Consider the following 20,961-nt stretch of genomic DNA (forward strand, 5'->3'; position numbering starts at 1 on the left):
ACAATGCCGGATGCGATGTTGCGATGCAAGGAAAAGCCGGTGGATATCACTCCACCGTGACGGATTTCGCCAGATTGCGCGGCTGATCGACATCGGTGCCCATGAAGACAGCCGTATGATAGGCCAGAAGCTGGATCGGCAGCGAGAAGATCATCGGCGCGATGATCTCGTCGACATTCGGCAGTGCTATCGTCGCCATGGTCGGAAGCTTGGAGGCCGCCGCCCCCTTTTCATCGGTGATAAAGATGATCTTGCCGCCCCGCGCCGCCACTTCCTGCATGTTGGAAACGGTCTTTTCGAAGAAGCGGTCATGCGGTGCGATGACGATTACCGGCATATGCTCGTCGATCAGCGCGATCGGCCCGTGCTTGAGTTCGCCGGCGGCATAACCTTCCGCGTGGATATACGAAATTTCCTTGAGCTTCAGCGCGCCTTCCATGGCAAGCGGGAAGCTGGTGCCGCGGCCGAGATAGAGCACGTCCTTGAAGCGCGACAGCTCGCGCGACAGCGACTCGATCTGCGGCTGGATGTCGTTCAGCACCCGGCTCATGATCCGCGGCATTTCGGCGAGGTGCCTGACCATCGCCTTCTCGTCGCCCGCCGTCACCGTGCCGCGGGCGCGGCCGGCGCCGATCGCGAGTGCGGCGAGCACTGCCAGCTGGCAGGTAAACGCCTTGGTGGAGGCGACGCCGATTTCCGGGCCGGCGAGGATAGGGAAAATCGCATCCGATTCGCGGGCGATGGTCGATTCCTTTACATTGACGACAGCGCCGATCTTCAGCCCATTGTCCTTGCAGTAACGCAGCGAGGCCAGCGTATCGGCGGTCTCGCCCGACTGGGAAATGAACAGCGCTGCCTGGGATGGCGACAGCGGCAGTTCGCGGTAACGGAACTCGGAGGCGACGTCGATCTCGACCGGCAGGCGCGCATACCGCTCGAACCAGTATTTGCCGACCAGGCCGGACAGATAGGCGGTGCCGCAGGCGGCGATTGCGAGGCCAGAGAGCTTTCCGAAATCGATCGCCGTATCGTTCGCTTTCACCGTATGGGCCGCGAAATCGATATAATGGCTGAGCGCATGGGAGATGATCTCCGGCTGCTCGTAGATCTCTTTCTCCATGAAATGGCGGTGATTGCCCTTGTCGACCATGAAAGCCGCGGCCTGGGAGATCTGGCTCTGCCGCTTCACCGGCTTGCCATCATAGTCGATGATCTCGGCGCCCCTGTGGGTCATGATCGCGCAGTCGCCGTCGACCAGATAGGTAATCTCGTTGGTGAAGGGCGACAAGGCAATCGCGTCGGACCCCAGGAACATTTCGCCGCGGCCATGGCCGATCGCCAGCGGCGGTCCGAAACGGGCGGCCATGATCCTGCCCGGGTCGTCCTCGAACATCACCACCAGCGCATAGGCGCCGGAAACGCGGTTCAGCGTCGCCAGCATGGCGGCGCGGTGGTCGAGGCCCTGGCGGGTATATTTGGCGAGCAGATGCGCGACGACTTCGGTGTCGGTCTGGCTTTCGAAGAGCGCGCCTTCGGCGAGCAGCTCGTCCTTCAGCTCGGAAAAATTCTCGATAATGCCGTTGTGGACGACCGCAACGCCATCGACGAAATGCGGATGGGCGTTGGTCTCGTTCGGGACGCCATGGGTCGCCCAACGGGTATGGGCGATACCGATCGTGCCGGGCAACGGCTCGGCGTCCAGCTTCTTTTCGAGATTGAAGAGCTTGCCCTCGGCGCGGCGGCGATCCATCCGGCCCTCGTGGACGGTCGCGACGCCGGCGGAATCATAACCGCGGTATTCGAGCCTTCGCAGCGCATCGACCAGACGCGCCGCCACCGGCGAATTTCCGACGATCCCGACAATCCCGCACATGAACGACCCTCTTCGCTTCGTTGAACGCTTCCTGAAACCCGGGCGAATTCCTAGCCGATTGCGGGTTTTGCGCAATCGGCCCGCCGGTCACTTTCGATGTCGAAAAGTAACGCGCAAACGTTAATGGCCGGGTTCCTTCCGGGCTTTCTTGGCCGCCTTGAAGGCGAGCGCCCGCTCGCGGAGGATTTTCGCCCGCTCCGGCTTCACTTCCTGGCGGGCACGGCCAAGCGCCAGCGCGTCGGAGGGGACGTTTTCGGTGATGACGCTTCCCGATGCGACATAGGCACCGTCGCCGATCGCGACGGGGGCGACGAGCGACGAATTGGAACCGATGAAGGCGTTGGCTCCGATTCGCGTTTCGTGTTTGTTGACGCCGTCATAATTGCAGGTGATCGTGCCGGCGCCGATATTGGCATGGGCGCCGACAAAGGCGTCGCCGATATAGGTCAGGTGGTTGACCTTGGCGCCCTCGTCGATCCGGGCATTCTTGACCTCGCAGAAATTGCCCACCTTGGAGCTCGTGGCAAGATCGGCACCGGGGCGGAGCCTCGCGAAAGGCCCGACGGTCGCACCGCCGCTCACATGGGCGCCTTCGATATGCGAGAACGCGTGGATCACCGCGCCGCTGTCGATCGTCACGCCCGGGCCGAAGACGACGTTCGGCTCGATCAGCGCGTCCTGGCCGATCTGCGTATCATAGGAAAGGAAGACGGTTTCCGGGGCGATCATGCTGACGCCCGAGACCATCAGTTCGTGGCGGCGGCGCTCCTGCCAGAGCCTTTCGAGCACGGCCAGTTCGGCGCGATTGTTGCAGCCCGCGACCTCCGTTTCCGGCGCATCGACCGCCACGACCTTGCCGCCGCGAGCACGGGCGATCTCGACGACGTCGGTCAGGTAATATTCGCCCTTCGCATTGTGGTTGGCGATGCTTTCCAGCAGCGACAGTGCCTTGCGGCCGTCGATCGCCATCAGGCCGCTATTGCACCAGGTGACCTTGCGCTCCTCCTCGGTCGCGTCCTTCTCCTCGCGGATGGCGGTCAGTTCGCCGTTCTCGACCAGGAGCCGGCCGTAGCCGGTCGGCTTGTCGGTATGAAAACCGATCACCACGACATCGGCACCGGCCGCCAGCCTTTCCCGCGCCTCGGCGAAGGGAGCGGAGGTGACCAGGGGCACGTCGCCATAAGCGACCAGAATGTCGTCGTAACCCCGCGCGATCGCGTCCTTCGCCGCCAGCACGGCGTGGCCGGTGCCGCGGCGCTCCGTCTGCAGGAAGGCTTCCACGGAAACGCCCTCGACAGCGCCGGCCCTGGCAACCCCATCCGCGTCGCGACCGACGACCAGCGCCGCTTCGGTGACGCCCGTCGATGCCACGGCCGCCATCACATGGGCGATCATCGGCCGGCCCGCGATCGGATGCAGCACTTTCGACATCGACGATTTCATCCGCGTGCTGTCGCCAGCGGCGAGGATGACGGCAAGGCAGGAACGGCTCATCGGGATTCTCCTTCTCAGGCAATTTGCCGCTTCATATCAGCAAGGTGATTGAAGTGCGATAAACGCCTTATGTTTGGCCGAAACAAAAAGGGCGCCCGAAAGCGCCCTTGATTTCCTTTTACCCGATCGCTGCCCGTCGCTTCAGGCTCCGGGCGTTCGTCGTTCGAAACGATCCCCTGGATCGTTTCGTCGGCTACGCCGACCACTCCTCACTGCGGCAGCTTGTCGTCCACGCCTTCGACATAGAAGTTCATGCCGAGCAGCGTGCCGTCGTCCGACTTTTCGCCGGCCTTCAGCCAGGCCGAACCGTCCTGCTTGTTGATCGGGCCGGTGAACGGATGCAGTTCGCCCGACTTGATCTTGGCTTCGGTCTCTTCGGCCATCGCCTTCACGTCGTCCGGCATGTTGGTATAGGGCGCCATGGTGAGGATGCCGTCCTTCAGGCCGTCCCAGATCTGCTCCGACTTCCAGGTGCCGTCGAGCAGCGCCTTGGTGCGCTTGATGTAATAGGCGCCCCAGGTATCGACGATCGCGGTCAGCTGCGTCTTCGGGCCGGCGGCGATCATGTCGGAGGCCTGGCCGAAGGCGAGGATGCCGCGTTCGGAGGCGACCTGCATCGGAGCGGTCGTATCGGTGTGCTGGGTCAGGATATCGACGCCCTGGTCGATCAGCGCCTTGGCGGCGTCGGCTTCCTTGCCCGGGTCGAACCAGGTATTGGCCCAGACGACCTTCAGCTTGAAGTTCGGGTTGATCGACTTGGCGCCGAGTTCAAAGGCGTTGATGCCCATCACCACTTCCGGAATCGGGAACGAGGCGATGTAGCCGGCGACGCCCTTCTTGGACATCTTGGCGGCAATCTGGCCCTGGATGTAGCGGCCTTCATAGAAGCGGGAATTGTAGGTGGCGAGGTTGGGAGCGGATTTGAAGCCGGTCGCATGCTCGAACTTCACGTCCGGGAATTTCGCCGCAACCTTGACGGTCGCATCCATGAAGCCGAACGAGGTCGTGAAGATCAGGCTGCACTTCTCGCGGGCGAACCGCTCGATGGCGCGCTCCGCATCCGGGCCTTCCGGAACGTTTTCGAGGAACTTCGTTTCAACCTTGTCGCCAAGCGCCTTGTCGAGCTGCTGGCGTCCGAGGTCATGCGCCTGCGTCCAGCCACCATCCGTCTTCGAACCGACGTAGATGAAGCAGACCTTCTTCTTCTCCTGGGCCTGGGCGCCGGTCGAGAACCCGCCCATCAGGGCGGCCGATGCGGCAAGGGCGATAATCAGTTTCTTCATTTCCTAACCTCTATTGGCTTGAAGACGTTTTGTTTTTGGTTCCGCGGTCACCGGTCGGGGACGAAGGGTTTCCCGAGCGAAGCCGGCGTATTGATGAGCGTCGTGCGACGATTATGCGAAATGATGATCAGCACGACAATAGTCGCCGCATATGGAAGTGCGGACAGGAATTGCGACGGGATGACGATGCCGAGATTTTGCGCCACGATCTGCGCATGCAGTTGCCCGATGCCGACGGCGCCGAACAGGTAGCCGCCTGCGAGAATCCGCCACGGCCGCCAGGAGGCGAAAACGACGAGGGCGAGCGCAATCCAGCCGCGACCGGCCGACATGTTTTCCACCCATTGCGGCGTGTAGACGAGCGAAAGCTGCGCGCCCGCCAGCCCGGCACAGGCGCCACCGAACATGACGGCCAGATAACGGGTGCGGATGACGTTGATGCCGAGCGCATGGGCGGAAGAATGGCTGTCGCCGATCGCCCGCAGCTTGAGGCCGGCGCGGCTCCTGAACAGGAACCAGTTGATGCCGACGACGAGCGCGACCGACAGGTAGAAGATCAGGTCCTGGCTGAAAAGGACGCGGCCGAAGAACGGAATGTCCGAGAGAAGCGGAAAGACGATCGGCTGCAGCTTGATGCCCGGCTGGCCGACGAAAACTTCGCCGATCTGGCCGGACAGCCCGAGGCCAAGGATAGTCAGCGCAAGGCCGGTCGCGACCTGGTTGGCGACCAGGGTCAGCGTCAGGAAGCCGAAGAGCAGCGAGAACAGCCCGCCACCGAAAATGCCCGCGAGGATGCCGACATAGGGGGACCCGCTCAGCTGCGCGGCGGCGAAGGCGCACACCGCGCCCATGATCATCATGCCCTCGACGCCGAGGTTGAGCACGCCCGAGCGCTCGGTCACCAGTTCGCCGAGTGCGGCAACGACGAGCGGCGTCGACGCGGTGATGACGGTAAGAAGGATCGCCTCGAACATCAGGCCCCGGCCTCCGCGGTTTTCGCGCCCGCAAGGATCAGCCGGATCCTGTAGTGGATCAGCGTATCGCAGGAGAGCACGAAGAAGAGCAGCATGCCCTGGAACACCCTCGCCGCCTTGTCGGAGATCTGCAGTGCCGCCTGGGCCGCCTCGCCGCCCAGGTAGGTCAGCGCCAGTACCAGGCCGGAGGCGATGATGCCGAGCGGGTTGAGGCGACCGAGGAAGGCGACGATGATCGCCGTAAAGCCATAACCGGGCGAGATCGAAGGCTGCAGATGGCCGATCGAACCGGAGACCTCCGAAATACCGGCAAGGCCCGCGAGCCCGCCGGAAAGAAGCATGGAGAACCACGCCATCCGACGTGCGGAGAAGCCGGCAAAACGCCCTGCCCGCTCCGACTGGCCGAGCACGGAAACCTCGAAGCCCTTGAGCATGAAGCGCATCATGAACCAAAGCGCCATGGCCGCGACGATCGCGAAGATGAAGGCCCAATGGGCCCGGCCCGAGTCGAGTATTTCCGGCAGCACCGCCTCGACCTGGAAGCTCTTGGTGACCGGGAAGTTATAACCTTTGGGATCCCGCCACGGCCCGCGTACCAACCAGTCGAGAAACAGCCCCGCAATATAGACGAGCATCAGGCTGGTCAGGATTTCGTTGGTGTTGAAACGGGTCTTCAGCAGTGCCGGGATCGCCGCGTAGAGCGCGCCGCCGATCACCCCCATGACCATCATCAACGGCAGGATCGCCCAGGAATGCCACTCGGGATAAAGGACCGGCAGGATCGAACCGGTGATCGCCCCGATGGTGAACTGGCCTTCCGCGCCGATGTTCCAGTTGTTGGAGCGATAACAAACCGCAAGGCCCACCGCGATGAGGATCAGCGGAGCCGCCTTCACCGCCAGCTCATGCAGTGACCACACCTCCAGCAAAGGCTCGACGAAATAGATGTACAGCGAGCCAAGCGGGCTCTTGCCGAGCAGCCAGAACATGATGGCGCCGAACACGAGCGTCAGCAGAAGCGCCAGCAGCGGCGAAATGATCGAGAACAGCGTCGAGACGTTGGCGCGCTTCTGGAGTTCAATGCGCATGCGCCGCCTCCGGAATGGAATGGCTTTCGTGGATACCGCCCATCAGGAGGCCGATGCGCTCCAGCGTCAGCGTGCCGGCCGGATGCGGCTCGGAAAGACGGCCTTCGGAGATAACGGCGATATTGGTCGCCACCTCGAAGATCTCGTCGAGATCCTGGCTGATCACCACGACTGCCGAGCCCGCTTTCGCAAGGTCGATCAGCGCCTGGCGGATACGGCTCGCGGCACCGGCATCGACGCCCCAGGTCGGCTGGTTGACGACGAGCACGGCGGGCTGCCGGTCGAGCTCGCGTCCGACGATGAATTTCTGCAGATTGCCGCCGGAGAGCGAGCTCGCCTGTGGGTCCTCGCCGCTTTTGCGGACATCCATCGCCTCGCAGATGCGGCGCGTGGCGGAGCGGATCGCGTCGAAGCGGATGACTGAAAATGCACCGCCCGAAAGAAAGGCCTTCCTGTCCGACTGGCTGCGGGCAAGGAGAAGATTGTCCGACAGCGCCATGGCGGAGACCGCGGCATGGCCGTGGCGCTCTTCCGGCACGAAACCGGCCCCGAGCAGCCTGCGGCCGTTGATGCCGGTGCGTCCGACCGCCTTGCCGCGGATGCGGATCGCCTCGTCCTCGGCGACCGGATATTCGCCGGAAAGCACGTCGAATAGCTCGCCCTGGCCGTTGCCGGCCACACCGGCAATCGCCAGCACCTCGCCGGCGCGGACCTTCATCGACACGTTCCTGAGCGCGACGGCAAAGGGCGTGCGGGCCGGCACCGAGAGATTGCCGACTTCAAGACGGATGTCGCCGAGTACGGTTCCGGCATCGCGATGCACTTCGGCGACATCAGAACCGACCATCATGCGAGCGAGCGAGGCCGGCGTCTCCTGCTTCGGATCGCAGGCGCCGGTGACCTTGCCATGGCGCAGAACGGTGGCGCGGTCGCAGATGCGGCGCACTTCCTCCAGCCGATGGCTGATATAGAGGACCGAACGGCCCTCGGCCTTCAGCTTGAACAGCGTCTCGAACAGCCGGTCCGCCTCCTGCGGGGTCAGGACCGACGTGGGCTCGTCAAGGATGATCAGCTTGGGGTTCTGCAACAGCGCCCGGACGATCTCGATGCGCTGGCGTTCGCCGACCGACAGGTCCGCCACATGCGCCTTGGGATCGAGCGGCAGGCCATAAGCTTTCGAGAGAGACGCCGCTTCGTCCGAGATCCTTGCCAGCGAAATCTTCGGATCGAGCGACAGTGCGATGTTTTCGGCAACCGTCAGAGCCTCGAACAGCGAGAAATGCTGGAAGACCATGCCGATGCCGAGATGGCGGGCTTCGCCGGGCGAGCCTATCGTCACCGGTGCGCCCTCCCAGAGGATCTGGCCGGCACTCGGCTGCAGCACGCCGAACAGCATTTTCACCAGCGTCGACTTGCCGGCGCCGTTCTCACCGAGCAATGCGTGGATTTCACCGGGTGCAATATCCAAATCGATCGCGTTGCAAGCCGCGAAGCTGCCGAAAAGCTTGGTCAAACCTCGAACCGACAGAAGCGGAACGGCCGCCGGACCTTCGGATAACGTCACTGAACCCCCTCGTTCACTGCGGGCCTCACCTTCTGCGAGGTTTTCACGGCTGCACAGTGTATTGATTTAGCCGACATCCGGCGATCACCCCGGACATTCGACTGATATTGATACCTTTTTTGTTGCTTCGCACAACAGTAAAGACATGGGGGTCCGGGAACGTCCAACTATTTTCCCAGACTGGGGAAAAGCTGGAGCACGCCGCCGATGCAATAGAGATAGATGCCGCTCAGAACGACCCCGTAGACGACCCAGGCCGGCGTCGCGAAATGAAGCAGCAATGAATAGCCGCCGAGTGCGCACCAGACGAGGCAGACCGCCAGATTGAGCGGACGCAGCCGCTTGACGCGCACCGGATGCAGAAAGTTGATCGGCAGGAAGGTCAGAATGACCGAGACCGAGATCACTACCAGAGCCGCAGTGGCGCTCGCATCGATGACGAAAAGCGTGAAGACCACCATGTTCCACACGACCGGAAAGCCGGAGAAAAAATACTCGTCCGTCTTCATGCCCATGTCCGCATAATAGACCGCGCTCGATACGACGATCGCGCCCGCGGCCACAAAGGACCATGGCTCGCCGATCATGCCGCTCTGGTAGAGCGCGAACGCCGGCAGCAACACGTAAGTCACGTAGTCGATGATATTGTCGAGCGTATCGCCCGACCAGTTGGGCAGCACTTCCTTGACCCGCACCTTGCGCGCGATCGGCCCGTCGATGCCGTCGACCAGAAGCGCCAGACCCAGCCACCAGAACATGTCGACGAAACGATGCTCGGCCGCTGCGACCACGCCGAGGAAGGCCAGGAACGATCCGGATGCCGTCAGGAGATGGACCGAAAAGGCGCGGATTTCAGCGTACGGGACTTTTCTGTAATTGAAGATTCGTCTGATCACGCGTCAGTCCCGCCTTTCCCACATTCGGCGAGATATGCGGCCATTCCTCGCGCATTGCAACCAACTTCGCCCTGCCGGCCGGGATAAAGCCTTGCTTTTTCTATGCTGCGCCGCCGTGTCCCATGGATATCCGTCGGCTGACGTTCTAGATAATCGGTAAGGACATTTGCAGAGCAGGACGACGGACATGGAGCATTTCGAGATCGCCGTGGTGGGCGGGGGGCTTGCCGGATCGGTTGCCGCGCTGGCGCTCGCACGGGCGGGACGCAAGGTGGCGATGATCGCGCCCCTTTCCGAAAAAACCGACGAACGCACCACTGCGCTGATGGATCATTCGATCCGCTTCCTCGAACGGCTCGGTCTCTGGGAGACTATCGCGCCGTCGGCGGCGCCGCTCTCCGTCATGCAGATCATCGATGGCACCAAGAGGCTGCTGCGCGCCCCGACGGCGCAGTTCCGGGCGCAGGATGTCGGCCTCTACGCCTTCGGCTACAACATTCCAAACAGGGCACTCTCGGAAACGCTCGATGCTGCGGTGGCCGCCGAGCCTAATATCACCAAGGTGGCGCAGACCGTCGAAACCTTCGATTTCTCGGCCGAAAGAGTGATGCTGACCTTGTCGGACGGCACGATCGCCAGCGCCGATTTCGTGGTGGGTGCGGACGGCCGCCAGTCGAAGGCACGCGAAACCGCCGGCATCGGCGTGCGCCGCTGGTCCTATCCGCAGTCGGCACTGGTGCTGAATTTCACCCATACCCTGCCGCACGGCAATGTCTCCACGGAATTCCACACCGAAAGTGGACCGTTCACCCAGGTTCCCCTGCCCGGCCTGCGCTCCAGTCTCGTCTGGGTGGTGAAGCCGGACGAGGCGCAGCGAATGCTCGGGCTTCCCGTCGCAGAACTCTCGCGGCTCGTCGAGGACCGCATGCAGTCGATGCTTGGCAAGGTGACGGTCGAAGGCATGCCGCAGGCCTGGCCGCTTTCCAGCCTGATGGCCGAGCGGTTCGGCAAGGGCCGGCTGGCGCTGATCGGCGAGGCTGCGCATGCCTTTCCGCCGATCGGAGCGCAGGGCCTCAACCTGTCGCTGCGCGACATCATCGCGCTTTCGGACCTGCTCGTTGCCACCGACGAACGTCCGATCCCGGGCGATGCCGGCGACCGCTTCAACCGGCGCCGCGGGCCGGACATCGTCAGCCGCACCGTCGGCGTCGATCTTCTCAATCGATCGCTGCTGTCGGATTTCCTGCCCGTGCAGATGCTGCGCGCCGCCGGCCTGCATATCCTCACCAGCGCGCCGCCGCTGCGGAACCTGTTGATGCGGGAAGGCATCGAGCCCGGCCGGGGCCTGCGCGCCGTCGTCGACGCCTTACGGAAAGAGATCCGGCGCTAAGGTGCCGGAGTTGATGAGGTAGAGCAGCACCGGCAGCGTTGCCACCGACGCGACGGTGATGATCAGGATGCTGGCGGATGCCCTTTCCTGCCAGACGCCGTATTGCTGGCTGATGACGAAAACATTGGTCGCCGTCGGCAGCGCCGACAGCAGCGTCGCCGAATAGATCCAGACGGGATCGAAATTGCCGATCAGCGACAGGACGATATAGGTGGTCATCGGCAGGAATATCAGCTTGAAGACGGTGATATAGCCGATCTCCACCGGCACCCGTTTGATCGGCCTCAGCGCCAGCGTCACCCCCATGGCAAACAGCGCGCAGGGTGCGGCCGCCTGGGCGAGGTAGTCGATGAGACGCTGGAAGGCAGCCGGCGGCTGCACTGCAAATGCCGCGAAGCAGAAGCCGAGCACCGTCGAGATGATGAACGGGTGCAGCACGACTTTTCGCACGATATCGGCAACGACCTCTCCGGCGGGGCGCTTGTCGCCACCGGCAACCGCCATCATTGCCGGTGCGACGATGAAATGGGCGGCGTTCTCGAAGCAGACGATCAACGCCACCGGCACCGCCGCCGCCTCGCCGAACGCGAGCAGCGCCAGGCCCGGCCCCATATAGCCGATATTGCCGTAGGCGCCGGCAAAGGACTGGATGGTGCAATCGGCAAAGGAATTGCGGCGGATGAAGAAGCCGATCAGGAAGACGACGAGGAAGACGAGGTAGGTCGCGCCGATTTCACCGAAGATGAAGTCGGCGCGGGTCAGCTGTTCGACCGGGGTGCGCGACACGAGCTTGAAGAACAACGCCGGCAGGGCCGCGTAGATGATGAACGTATTCATCCAGCCGAGCGCTTCGGCCGGCTGTTTCGTCACTCTCGCGGCAAGATATCCGATGAAGATCAGACCGAAGAAAGGCAGCAGCAATGCAATGATGTCGGCCATCGGTTTCCTGCCCGCTGACCGGGTGTATGAGAAGACGTTTTCCGTTAGCCGATTTGCATGAGGATTGGAAAGGTCTGCTGGAACCAGATCGCGGCAGATGTGACGAAACCGAAGATGAAGGCGAGCCCGGTCAGAATCAGGAAGACGCCCATGACCTTCTCGACCACGCCGAGATGGCGGCGGAAGCGGGTGAGGAAGCGCATGAAGGCGCCGGAAAAACCGGCGGCGATCCAGAACGGCACGGCAAGGCCGAGCGAATAGATGGCGAGCAGCGCCGCCCCTTCCCCAACTGTATCGCGGGATGCGGCAACGCCGAGGATCGCGCCCAGCACCGGACCGATGCAGGGGGTCCAGCCGAAGGCGAAGGCAAGCCCCATGACATAGGCGCCGGAAAGCGTTGCCGGCTGCCCGCCACCCTGGAAGCGCGCCTCGCGTGCAAGAAGACCGATCCGGAAGACGCCCAGGAAATTCAGGCCCATGACGATGATGATCAGGCCACCGAGCTTGGACAGGAGATCGAGATGCTGGCGCAAGAGCACGCCGATCGTCGAGGCGCCGGCCCCGAGCGCCACGAAGACGGTCGCAAAGCCGAGCGTGAAGAACAGCGCCGATTTCAGCACCGCGCGGCGTGTCCCGCCTCCCGAATCGACGACCGCCGCCCCTCCGCCGCGAAACTGGTCGACCGAAATGCCGGCCATGTAACAGAGATAGGGCGGCACGAGCGGCAACACGCAAGGGGAGAGAAACGACAATGCGCCGGCAAGAAGCGCACTCAGCAGTGATATTTCGGCAATCGACACGTCTGGCTCCGGAAGGCGGGCCTTTCCGGAAGCCCGCGTCTTGGCACTTGAGGTAATGGCCTGACGCTGCGAATGCCAATCACCTTTTCGCACGGCCATGGAAAAGCGTCAGATAGCCGCATTTTTGCTGTTTTTGCGGGTTGACCGCAAGAGGTCACCTGCCTATGTTCCGCGCACTTTCAAGGACGCGCTCACCGCGGCCACGGGAGAGCGTAGCTCAGTCGGTAGAGCAACTGACTTTTAATCAGTAGGTCCAGGGTTCGAATCCCTGCGCTCTCACCAATAAATTCAATGGCTTAATGCGTTAAAACTCAACCCAAAACAAGCTAAAATACCCTTACACTATGCTCGCACAGTTTTGATTGGCAAACGGCATCCCACAAAGTGCTTGGTGACAAGGTCCGTGTGTACCGTCGCCCGAACAGTTCCGTCTGGCAGTGCTCCACCTATCTGGAAGGAAAGGAGTGGCGGGTCAGCACCAAGACCGACAGTCTCGCCGAAGCCAAGGAGTTTGCGGAAGACTGGTATTTCGAGCTGAAGGGCAAAACCCGTGCAGGGGGTCTGAAGAAGGAAAAAACCTTCGCGGATGCCGCCAAGCAATTTTTTCTAGAATATGAGGCCCTCACCAACGGCGAGCGCAATCCCCGTTACGTGAAGGACCATGAGGCCCGGCTAGAGAATCATCTGACACCGTACTTCGGCGACAAGGCGTTGACCGCCGTCACTACCGGATTGCTGCAGGAATATCGGGTGATGCGGTTGCAGACGAAGGGCCGGAACGGCAAGTCCCCTTCCCGCAGCACCCTACACCACGAGACGGTGACCCTCCGCCAGGTCATGAAAACCGCCCTCCGGCACGGCTGGATAAGCCACCTCCCCGACTTCTCGGCGCCCTATCGGGCGTCCAGCAAGATCAACCACCGGGCCTGGTTTTCGCCCGAGGAATACAAGCAGCTATATTCCCATACCCGCGACCGCGCGAAATCGGCATTCAAGCTGAACTGGCAGCATGCGGCCGAGCAGTTGCACGACTTCTCGAAGCTGACATCGCTGCCGCTGAGGCTGCTTTGGAGATTGCCGTCGCGCCAGGCGCTGAGCTTGCTGGTCAGCGTGTCTTCCAGCACTTTTAGCCCCCGCTGGGCATCCTTTTCGCGGATGGCGCGCGCCGCGTCGGCGGATAGCGGAAAGGTCTCCATCTCCTGGGCCACCCGCAGCAGGCTGGCGCCCTTCAATGAGGCCATCTGGCACGCGGTTGCGAGTGTGCAACGATGTAGCGGCGCCTTGTAGCGGACGTACAAAATGACAGCGGTCATGAAGCCGACCACATCGTCCGCGAAGAACGACGACAGCTTCGGATCGACCGGAAACATCTGCTGGGCGATGGAGCGGGCATCCGCCTCGTTGCACACCCGGCTGACCGGATCGAAACGGTGGACGGGTTTGCCGGAATCGCCATCCAAGGGTGCAATGCGGTAAACCGGTCCAAGTTCGCTTCGCCACTTGGATGTTGCCTCGAACAGTTCCCCCTTGGGATCGAGGACGACACAGCTCCCCTGGTAGCGAAGCAGGTTCGGAATGATCGCGGTTTTGCCCTTGCCCGACCGTGTCGGAGCAATGGTCAGCAAATGGCCGTCACCGTCCCAGTGGACGAACCCGGCGGGCGTCGCCTGGCCTTCGTCGCTGAAGGTGCCGAGGAGAAGCGAACATGGATCGTCAAAAGCGCCTCTATCACGCAGATGGGACTTCAGGTCTCCGAGGTCGGCCATCGGGCCGAGCCGTACAGCGGCGGCGGATCGGCGAGCTGGCGCTCGCGTTCCTGGCGGGCCTCCAGGTCACGTTTGGCGCGTTCGATGATCTGTCCTGGATCGCGGCCCGAGCAGATGGCGGCTTCCACCGCATCCGCAACTTCCGGGCCGTAAACCTCTTCGACCTGTCGGCGTGCCGAGCGCGCTTTCAGGTTCCTTCCGGCCTTAACCGCCCAATGACCCCATTTCAGGCCCCGCGATAAATCGCGTCCAAGATCACCCAGCGGATCAAACTTATTGGACATGTCGTCGCCCCCGATCCAACCAGGGCGAGCACAACAACTAAGATTGCATTATCAAGTGAAAATACAACCAGTGGAAATCTCGAGGGCACACCCTCGCTTGGTGAGAAGCATGCGAATCCCGGCCGACAACGGTTTCAGTCAACCGCATCAACAGAACAAAGGATACCCGACACCGGGATTGGCTCGATCCTCCCGTTATCCAGGTCAAATCGCCAAGCATCGGTTATATTCCTGGACTCGAAGGAGTTATCGGGTTGTTTGACGAATTTACCCACTGCCGTCGTGGGATTTCCTGGAAAGTTATTCGACTCACAGATAACGGGCGGAAATATTTGATACCCGCGCTTCAATTTCGATACAGTGACCTGGTCCACCACCTTCCAGGTCGTATCGCGTTCATTCACCGCCATTTTTCGTTGCAGAAGTATAAAATACTTCTCACCGCACTTAAGTGTCGCCGTGACATAAACCGGCTTTCCTTGTTGCTCATTTCCAAGAGTCGTTAAGAGCGTTCCGTCCACCTCCTGGCAACCGGACGGATCGGGAGGGGTAATCATCCCCCTCATATCCGTCACCTCTGCCCAGGCGGATCGTGTGACAATGCTGGCAAGGATAAAGACTGCGAGGCAAAAATGTCGTCTCAATGAAATACACCCTTAAAAGATATTCTCGCTCTCTAGTTGCCTACCATATTGCAATTGCGTTTTCCCAATGAATACGAATCCGTTCGGACCCACCTTATTCCAGTGACGCCCTTCCTCTCTGCCTCGACTTGTCGAGAATTCTGAAATCCCGCCTGCGGCGGCACTATCGGTTTTCCAACGGTCTTAACCGTCAGCGCGTAAAATCAACCGGAACTGGCCGGTGACCGTGCTTGCTTTCGTGGGGGCCGAGGGGCTTTGCCCCTTCTCTCCCCCAAACAGGCCTTCCGCCCAGCTTCCTCCACTCCGCTATGCTTTGTTCCGTGCAGCCGGTTCCCCGCGAAGGCTGTTGTCCCCTTCCAGCCCCACCACTCACGCGGCCCCGGGAAGCAGGACGCGGTCCTGCATCGCAGTCCTTATTCAACAAACAAGGAACACACCTATGAACACTGTCACTCTGGCTGCCGGAGCCGCAGCCGAACATCCCCATGGCTGCCGTCGATATCCGGCACTCCGTCGAAGCCATCCCCCTCAACCGTCTGGCGCCGAGCAAGGCCAATGTCCGGCGCGTCAACGCCGCCGTGGGCGTGTCGGAGCTGGCGGACAGCATCGAGGCCCATGGCCTCATCCATAACCTGACCGTGCGCAAGGCCAAGAAAGGCAGGTATGAGGTCGTTGCGGGTTCCCGCCGTCTGGCCGCCTTGCGCCTGCTGGCCCAGGAGGGGCGTTTGGGCGAGGACGCCGAAATCCCCTGCAACGTGAGGGATGCCGAGAACGACACTGAATTGTCGCTGGCGGAGAACGTGCAGCGGGAACCGATGCACGTCGTCGATGAAATCCTCGCCTACCGCGAGCTTGTCGAAACCGGCATGGCCCCCGAGACCATCGCGACGCGGTTCGGGCAATCGGTCATCACCGTGCGCCAGCGTTTGAAGCTGGCGGGGCTTTCGCCGAGGGTGCTGAAGGTGTTGCGCGAGGACGGCATGAGTATCGAGCAGGCCCGCGCCCTTGCCCTCAGCGACAGCCACGAGGAGCAGGAGCGGGTTTGGTTTGAATCGCTCTCATACAACCGGGACCCACGCAGCTTACGGGCCATGCTGACCCGAGACCATGTGCGCGGTAGCGACCGGCTGGCGCGGTTCGTGGGGCTGGAAGCCTACGAGGCCGCAGGTGGTGGCACCCTCCGCGACCTGTTCGGCGAAGACGCAAGCACGTTCCTGACCGACCAGCCCTTGCTCACGCGGCTTGCCATGGACGCTTTGGAACAGGCGACGGAACCCCTGAAAATCGAGGGCTGGAAATGGGTCGAAACGAGCCTTGATGCATCCCCCTTCTACAGCGGGGACTACGGGCGCATATCCGCAGACGAGGGAGCTGACGGGGGACGAGCAGGCCGAGCTTTCGGCGCTTGGGGAGAATTTCGACGAGGTGCAGGCGCGGATGGAAGCCTACACCGAGGGTGACCCCGCCGTGGAGGCCGACGAGGCACGGCTGGCCGAGATCGAGCAGCGCATCGCAGCCATCCAGCACGCCACCAAAACCGACGATCCGCAGGAACAGGCGTTGGCGGGGTGCATCGTGTATGTTGACCATTACGGCGCATTGCAGGTCGGCCGGGGTTACGTGAAGGCCGAAGATAAGACGGCGCTGGAGCAGCTTCGGCGAGGCGAAAGCGCGGATAGGGAGGACGGGGCCCCTGTCTTGTCGGTACCTGAGCCGGAAACGGGATACTCCGCCGCGCTGGTGGAGGAACTCACCGCCATCTGCACCGCTGCCATTGCGGGTGGAACTGGCGAACCGTCCCCCCGTTGCCCTTGCCCCCCTGCTCTATCCGATGGCGGGCCACATCTTCCATAGCGGCTACACGTCCTTTAATGCAGCGGTGGAAGTGAGCGGACAGCGGAAGAACCTCGCTGCCTCGGTCAAGGAGCCGGGCGAGACCCGTGCCCCTGCGGCATGGCAGGCGATGAAGGAGGCATGGGGTGACACCCTCCCCGGCCAACCTGCCGACCGTGGGTATGGTTGCTCGAACAGCCGACAGACAGGTTGCTCGAACTGCTGGCGTTCGTCACTGCCGCCAACCTGAACGGGGTGAAGGCCAAGCACGACCAGAGCAAGGGGCGACTGGCAAATGCCGACCAGATCGCCATGGCGGTGAGTCTCGACATGGGGGATCACTGGACGGCAGACGCGGCCTTCCTCAACCGCCTGTCCAAGACAGGCATTGCCGAGGTGCTGGCGGAAGTCGGATGCGCCCCGCAAGTGGTGCGGATGATTGAAAAGAGCCCGAAAGCCCAGGCCGTGGCGGAGGCCGAAAAGCAATTACAGGGTAAGGGCTGGCTTCCTACCCAGTTGCGTGTTGCCGGGGGTGAAACCGCCGAGTGAACGAGGCCAGACATGCACAGAATAGCCCGGACATTGGTTCCGGGCTTTTTGCATGACAGCTAAAGGCTGACTTGGCCGGGTTCGACCCGCGCCGCGTCAGCGCGAGGAGAGCCCCAAGCCCTCCCCTCGCACTCTCCTCCCGCCCGTTGATGATTGGCAAATGTGGTGTTGCCGATCCGGACATCATCAAGGGGATCTCGGTCAAGCGACGCTTCGCAAAGGCGCAGGGTAAAGCCACCATCCTATGCTGAAATGAAGGCGCTTTCGCCCTAATGGCGTCTGACTGGGTCAGACTGATGAAGATGCACCGCAAACGTGTCCCAAGGCGGGGTGATGGAGAGCTGGCAGAGAAGGCGGCCCACTTCGCCCGATGATACCCTCCACGCACAATGACATGCATCCGCCTAATCACCTTATACCTCGAAGACCCGGACGAAGTCCGTGAATATCGGGAAGTTCCGCGACACTGCACTTCACTGGTTGAATTTATTACTTGCCGAGCATGGGGCCTACCGACTACGTATACAACCATAGATATTGGATGGTGGGGCAGGCTATGATTACGATTTCAGAAAATACCGTGGTGTTTGATACGCCTGATTTTTTGGAGGTCAGCGGGCGGGTTCTATCCGCTTCTGAAATAAACCAGGCGATAGGGGGTCGAAAGCAAATCAGCATCACGGCCGACACTTTGCACCTCAATGCCCCATTGATCGCCCCCGGAGCAAATGTCCACATCGTGGCGCGAATTGTGTACGGTGGGGATCAAGCAGAGGTCAACGTGAACGGTGCGGATGGCACCAGCGCATCATCAACGGCCAAGCCAAAGCCGGTCGATCCGAACGCGCCACCTCCGGACGGCGCTTCAGGTACGGATGCGGCATCAGGCGGTTCGATTGGCTTCGTTGCTCATAATGTTATCGGCAGGCTCACCTTGCGAGCCGCTGGCGGTCGGGGTGGATCCGGACAACCAGGTGGCGAAGGCGCCGACGGAGCCCATGGCTGGCCTCATGACATTGACGGCGAAGTAGGCGGCAACGGTGGTGCTTCAGGGACGCCAGGTAAAGGCGGGGATAGCGGCAACTCGGGGAACGGCGGGGCGATCCTCGCATTTGTCGATCAAGGGCGAGACAATCTAAGTGTTGAGGTCACGGGCGGTTTAGAAGTCGCCGAAGCGGCAAACGGTACACCCGGACAACCAGGCGGAGCCGGCCGAGGAGGCAGGATTAAGCACTGCGAGGAAGATCTAACGCCCGACCCCGGCGTCACAAACAATCGCGGGATTTATGCTCGACCTATGACTTGCTACTGGACAGAAAACCGCCATCCGAATGGGCTTGGCGGGGTCCAAACTGTTATTGCCGCCAAGGCCCGCAAGGGCAAAGCCGGGGAGCAAGGGCGCGTCATCGATGCCTTCCCAGCTCAGCACACGGTTCCCCTTTCGTATCGTGGATTGCGGCTCTTAACCATCGAAGCGGAAACCCTGCATATCAAGGGCAAGTTAGCCGAGGCGGTAGAATTAGCTGGCTGGTTGTTTGTGCTGTGTACGGCCGCTGGGCCGGGGCGTACGGACGACATCGCATTGCGATGCGCGGCCTTGATCTGGCGGATAGCAGTAGGAGCACCTCCGGCGGGTATTCAAGGCCTGTATGCGCCCTTAACGCCCTTTGAGGTTCTCCTCGGCAGGATTGAGAATATGCTTGCCAGCCGCTCGCGCGCTAACGGCTACGCCGATGACCTCAAACAAGACTACCGCAACGAAGTTGCTATACGAAAAACGGTTAATGCGACGATTGCGGTTGGTGGCCGGATTATTACCGATGCCGAATCGAAGCTTAAAGAAATTGTCAAACGCCGGAATACTATCGTCCAAACCATCGACACGATCTCGGGGGCGTATTGGGACGTCTGGCTGGAAGTCCAGCAAGCTGACAAAGATTTCCGGGAAGAAGTAAGTAGGAAGAATCCCTGTGGAAATTTCTTGAATGCCGTGATCCTGGTTGCGACAGTAGCGGTAACTGTCATTTCCGCCGGCTCCGCGACAGCAGCGGTGGTAGCTGCGGGTGCGGAAGTCTTGAAAGCCGTGAAGAAGGACGAAAAGTCCCAAGCTGCCTTTGACAAAGTTATCGAGGAGTCGGGCGGTGTCAAATCGCGCCTTGCGGGCTACGCGAAAGACGTCGGCGAATTGATCGCTCAAGCTGAGCGCCTCAAGGAGTTCCTTGGCGGAGATGAAATGACACCACCTCAGGACCTCGTTCGTGTTGGCATGTCACGTGAGGACTTCGACAAGATGGTGCAGCCGTATCGTGGTCTTGCCAGCACTGAACGGCTACGCGGCCTCATGGACAAGTTTTTCTCCATGACCGAGACCCGCAACAATCTCCTACTTGAGCACGATCACCTTGTTGTCGAGGCTGCCTCAATCAAGGCCCAGGCTGCTGCTGCCAAGCGCCAACTTGACGAGCTCGTCCGCACTGACGGGGCAGCGCTCCTGGCCAACTCCATCGACGCCTATGAATCAGCGTTGTGGGCAGATCTCGAAACTGGAAAGGTGCTCATGGCAGCCTTGGTGTCAGCCAACCTCGCCTACGAACATATGACTCTGACCAACAGGCAGATTGACCTTTCCAGCGTACGGGGGGATCACCTTGAGAACCAATACATAGCCCTTAGAGGGGAAAACTTTAGACCGACGATCCAAGCCGCCAAAACTGAATCTATGATTGTCATAACCGATAAATCCCACCCCGAGGTGTTTAAGGCGTTGAAAACCGGGGAAGCCGTCGTTTCACTTATGCCTGAGCATGTAGCCGGTCCGCAAAAACGGAGGTGGGACGAACGAGCCCATTCTGTTGGAATCCAGATCGCTGGCATTAGTGCGAAGAAGGGCACGCGCATCGAACTGAGCGCAACGATGATCAATTGCGGCGTGTCTTGGTTCAAGAGGCAGGGCGGAGTACTCTTTTCGATACCTGTTCCGAGCCGTGGTGCAGCCGTAACGGCTTCGACAGCGCTAGATCTCGATGTCGTCCGGAATAGTAACAACCTCAACGACGCCATTGAAACCACGGTTGATGTGTCACCTTTCGGGCTCTGGCGCCTCAGGATCGACGGCATTCAGCAACACCTTAAGTCAATCACCTCGCTGACATTCTTTTTTATTGGAACTTCACGCATTGCCCCCGAAGTGGCAGGCCTCATCGATGTGGAGCGCGCCGCCTTGACGGAAATGCTGAACCGCCCACAAACATCTCTGCTCGGTACGGGAGCCAGCACATCGATCGATACTGATGAAGCATTCGTAAGTACCTCCCATGATCCGTTGCTAGTACGTCCGCAATCACCCAGGGAGCAGAGCGCTTTGATCCGTTCTGCTGAGGATATCACCTATGTCGAACACCGGATGAGGCCAGCTCCTGTTCTTCGGTAAGGGTATATGTTGCTTCAGATCGAGTCGTTAGGGTATTCGCTATGCTACTGGCGCCCCTCACAGTCCAAATTGCCCGGTGGGCAAAGCGGATCAGCAAATCGGGGGCTACACAGCAATTCGATCCGCCGCCCTGACCGCAGATCACGGTCATCTG

General features: G+C 61.2%; 18 protein-coding genes, 1 tRNA gene and 1 pseudogene. 6 read left to right on the top strand and 14 right to left on the bottom strand.

The genetic code is table 11. The annotated features are described in order from the left end of the window. Positions 1–46: 46 nt before the first annotated feature. The 7 genes from glmS to pcsA all read right to left on the bottom strand — a co-directional run bounded on the left by glmS (position 47) and on the right by pcsA (position 9,172). The gene (glmS, locus tag J2X76_RS19495; RefSeq protein ID WP_310218936.1) at positions 47–1,873 is read right to left on the bottom strand and encodes a glutamine--fructose-6-phosphate transaminase (isomerizing); all 1,827 of its coding nucleotides are present in this window, start codon (positions 1,871–1,873) and stop codon (positions 47–49) included. A 120-nt stretch (positions 1,874–1,993) separates the two neighbouring features. Next, a complete protein-coding gene (gene glmU, locus J2X76_RS19500; protein ID WP_310218938.1) occupies positions 1,994–3,367 on the bottom strand; it encodes a bifunctional UDP-N-acetylglucosamine diphosphorylase/glucosamine-1-phosphate N-acetyltransferase GlmU in 1,374 nt (457 codons plus the stop codon). A gap of 209 nt (positions 3,368–3,576) precedes the next feature. Beyond that, entirely contained in the window at positions 3,577–4,650 is a 1,074-nt protein-coding gene (locus J2X76_RS19505; RefSeq protein WP_113129637.1) for a BMP family ABC transporter substrate-binding protein, read from the bottom strand. A gap of 47 nt (positions 4,651–4,697) precedes the next feature. Continuing rightward, on the bottom strand, positions 4,698–5,624 hold the full coding sequence (locus J2X76_RS19510) for an ABC transporter permease (RefSeq protein WP_310218939.1): 927 nt from the start codon (positions 5,622–5,624) through the stop codon (positions 4,698–4,700). Then, positions 5,624–6,712: an ABC transporter permease gene (locus tag J2X76_RS19515; RefSeq protein ID WP_310218940.1), complete on the bottom strand. Its 1,089-nt coding sequence runs from the start codon at positions 6,710–6,712 to the stop codon at positions 5,624–5,626. Before J2X76_RS19515 ends, J2X76_RS19510 begins: the two co-directional genes overlap by 1 nt. Then, positions 6,702–8,276 carry an ABC transporter ATP-binding protein gene (locus J2X76_RS19520; RefSeq protein WP_113285598.1) on the bottom strand — a complete coding sequence of 525 codons (1,575 nt, stop codon included), beginning with the start codon at positions 8,274–8,276 and terminating at the stop codon, positions 6,702–6,704. The genes J2X76_RS19515 and J2X76_RS19520 overlap by 11 nt, the downstream gene beginning before the upstream one ends. Before the next feature lie 167 nt (positions 8,277–8,443). Further along, positions 8,444–9,172, bottom strand: coding sequence for a phosphatidylcholine synthase (pcsA, locus tag J2X76_RS19525; protein ID WP_162732343.1), 729 nt, complete (start codon positions 9,170–9,172; stop codon positions 8,444–8,446). Positions 9,173–9,359: 187 nt separating this feature from the next. On the opposite strand from pcsA, the gene J2X76_RS19530 reads away from it, so the two are divergent. Beyond that, complete coding sequence (locus J2X76_RS19530; protein ID WP_310218942.1) at positions 9,360–10,562, top strand: UbiH/UbiF family hydroxylase; 1,203 nt, start codon at positions 9,360–9,362, stop codon at positions 10,560–10,562. Here the strand turns inward: J2X76_RS19530 and J2X76_RS19535 are convergent. Continuing rightward, entirely contained in the window at positions 10,539–11,501 is a 963-nt protein-coding gene (locus tag J2X76_RS19535; RefSeq protein ID WP_310218943.1) for an AEC family transporter, read from the bottom strand. The genes J2X76_RS19530 and J2X76_RS19535 overlap by 24 nt on opposite strands. Positions 11,502–11,545: 44 nt before the next feature. Then, positions 11,546–12,301 (bottom strand): cytochrome c biogenesis CcdA family protein, encoded by a 756-nt coding sequence (locus J2X76_RS19540; RefSeq protein ID WP_310218944.1) that lies wholly within the window; start codon positions 12,299–12,301, stop codon positions 11,546–11,548. Between the two features lie 206 nt (positions 12,302–12,507). Here J2X76_RS19540 and J2X76_RS19545 point away from each other — a divergent pair. Further along, a tRNA-Lys gene (locus J2X76_RS19545) sits at positions 12,508–12,583 on the top strand. Positions 12,584–12,981: 398 nt separating this feature from the next. Here the strand turns inward: J2X76_RS19545 and J2X76_RS19550 are convergent. From J2X76_RS19550 to J2X76_RS19565, 4 genes are all read right to left on the bottom strand, one after another. Continuing rightward, positions 12,982–13,140, bottom strand: coding sequence for a hypothetical protein (locus J2X76_RS19550; protein WP_310218945.1), 159 nt, complete (start codon positions 13,138–13,140; stop codon positions 12,982–12,984). Positions 13,141–13,194: 54 nt separating this feature from the next. Then, on the bottom strand, positions 13,195–14,067 hold the full coding sequence (locus J2X76_RS19555) for a type IV secretory system conjugative DNA transfer family protein (protein ID WP_310218946.1): 873 nt from the start codon (positions 14,065–14,067) through the stop codon (positions 13,195–13,197). After that, positions 14,046–14,351, bottom strand: a complete 306-nt coding sequence (locus J2X76_RS19560; protein WP_310218947.1) for a hypothetical protein — start codon at positions 14,349–14,351, stop codon at positions 14,046–14,048. Before J2X76_RS19560 ends, J2X76_RS19555 begins: the two co-directional genes overlap by 22 nt. Before the next feature lie 134 nt (positions 14,352–14,485). After that, on the bottom strand, positions 14,486–14,908 hold the full coding sequence (locus J2X76_RS19565) for a hypothetical protein (RefSeq protein WP_310218948.1): 423 nt from the start codon (positions 14,906–14,908) through the stop codon (positions 14,486–14,488). A 572-nt stretch (positions 14,909–15,480) separates the two neighbouring features. On the opposite strand from J2X76_RS19565, the gene J2X76_RS19570 reads away from it, so the two are divergent. The 3 genes from J2X76_RS19570 to J2X76_RS19580 all read left to right on the top strand — a co-directional run bounded on the left by J2X76_RS19570 (position 15,481) and on the right by J2X76_RS19580 (position 17,377). After that, positions 15,481–16,455, top strand: coding sequence for a ParB/RepB/Spo0J family partition protein (locus tag J2X76_RS19570; protein WP_310218949.1), 975 nt, complete (start codon positions 15,481–15,483; stop codon positions 16,453–16,455). Then, positions 16,433–16,849 carry a hypothetical protein gene (locus tag J2X76_RS19575; protein ID WP_310218951.1) on the top strand — a complete coding sequence of 139 codons (417 nt, stop codon included), beginning with the start codon at positions 16,433–16,435 and terminating at the stop codon, positions 16,847–16,849. The genes J2X76_RS19570 and J2X76_RS19575 overlap by 23 nt, the downstream gene beginning before the upstream one ends. Before the next feature lie 189 nt (positions 16,850–17,038). After that, the gene (locus tag J2X76_RS19580; protein ID WP_310218952.1) at positions 17,039–17,377 is read left to right on the top strand and encodes a hypothetical protein; all 339 of its coding nucleotides are present in this window, start codon (positions 17,039–17,041) and stop codon (positions 17,375–17,377) included. A gap of 269 nt (positions 17,378–17,646) precedes the next feature. Here J2X76_RS19580 and J2X76_RS19585 read toward each other — a convergent pair. Continuing rightward, positions 17,647–17,774 (bottom strand): annotated as a pseudogene (locus J2X76_RS19585) (damage-inducible protein DinB); the annotation flags it as partial. 159 nt (positions 17,775–17,933) lie between these two features. Between J2X76_RS19585 and J2X76_RS19590 the strand changes: the two are divergent. Next, the gene (locus tag J2X76_RS19590; protein WP_310218954.1) at positions 17,934–20,807 is read left to right on the top strand and encodes a hypothetical protein; all 2,874 of its coding nucleotides are present in this window, start codon (positions 17,934–17,936) and stop codon (positions 20,805–20,807) included. The last annotated feature ends 154 nt before the right edge of the window (positions 20,808–20,961 follow it).

Source organism: Neorhizobium sp. 2083 (assembly GCF_031455615.1).
GTDB lineage: Bacteria > Pseudomonadota > Alphaproteobacteria > Rhizobiales > Rhizobiaceae > Neorhizobium.

What these genes read in the sequence shown, in the direction of transcription:
- J2X76_RS19515 (WP_310218940.1), bottom strand. Translation starts at nt 6,712, where the DNA reads ATGCGCATTGAACTCCAGAAGCGCGCCAACGTCTCGACGCTGTTCTCG.
- J2X76_RS19555 (WP_310218946.1), bottom strand. Translation starts at nt 14,067, where the DNA reads ATGGCCGACCTCGGAGACCTGAAGTCCCATCTGCGTGATAGAGGCGCT.
- J2X76_RS19575 (WP_310218951.1), top strand. Translation starts at nt 16,433, where the DNA reads ATGGAAGCCTACACCGAGGGTGACCCCGCCGTGGAGGCCGACGAGGCA.
- J2X76_RS19570 (WP_310218949.1), top strand. Translation starts at nt 15,481, where the DNA reads ATGGCTGCCGTCGATATCCGGCACTCCGTCGAAGCCATCCCCCTCAAC.
- J2X76_RS19535 (WP_310218943.1), bottom strand. Translation starts at nt 11,501, where the DNA reads ATGGCCGACATCATTGCATTGCTGCTGCCTTTCTTCGGTCTGATCTTC.
- J2X76_RS19550 (WP_310218945.1), bottom strand. Translation starts at nt 13,140, where the DNA reads ATGACCTGGCGGAGGGTCACCGTCTCGTGGTGTAGGGTGCTGCGGGAA.
- glmU (WP_310218938.1), bottom strand. Translation starts at nt 3,367, where the DNA reads ATGAGCCGTTCCTGCCTTGCCGTCATCCTCGCCGCTGGCGACAGCACG.
- J2X76_RS19530 (WP_310218942.1), top strand. Translation starts at nt 9,360, where the DNA reads ATGGAGCATTTCGAGATCGCCGTGGTGGGCGGGGGGCTTGCCGGATCG.
- J2X76_RS19590 (WP_310218954.1), top strand. Translation starts at nt 17,934, where the DNA reads ATGATTACGATTTCAGAAAATACCGTGGTGTTTGATACGCCTGATTTT.
- glmS (WP_310218936.1), bottom strand. Translation starts at nt 1,873, where the DNA reads ATGTGCGGGATTGTCGGGATCGTCGGAAATTCGCCGGTGGCGGCGCGT.
- J2X76_RS19560 (WP_310218947.1), bottom strand. Translation starts at nt 14,351, where the DNA reads ATGTCCAATAAGTTTGATCCGCTGGGTGATCTTGGACGCGATTTATCG.
- J2X76_RS19565 (WP_310218948.1), bottom strand. Translation starts at nt 14,908, where the DNA reads ATGATTACCCCTCCCGATCCGTCCGGTTGCCAGGAGGTGGACGGAACG.
- J2X76_RS19510 (WP_310218939.1), bottom strand. Translation starts at nt 5,624, where the DNA reads ATGTTCGAGGCGATCCTTCTTACCGTCATCACCGCGTCGACGCCGCTC.
- J2X76_RS19505 (WP_113129637.1), bottom strand. Translation starts at nt 4,650, where the DNA reads ATGAAGAAACTGATTATCGCCCTTGCCGCATCGGCCGCCCTGATGGGC.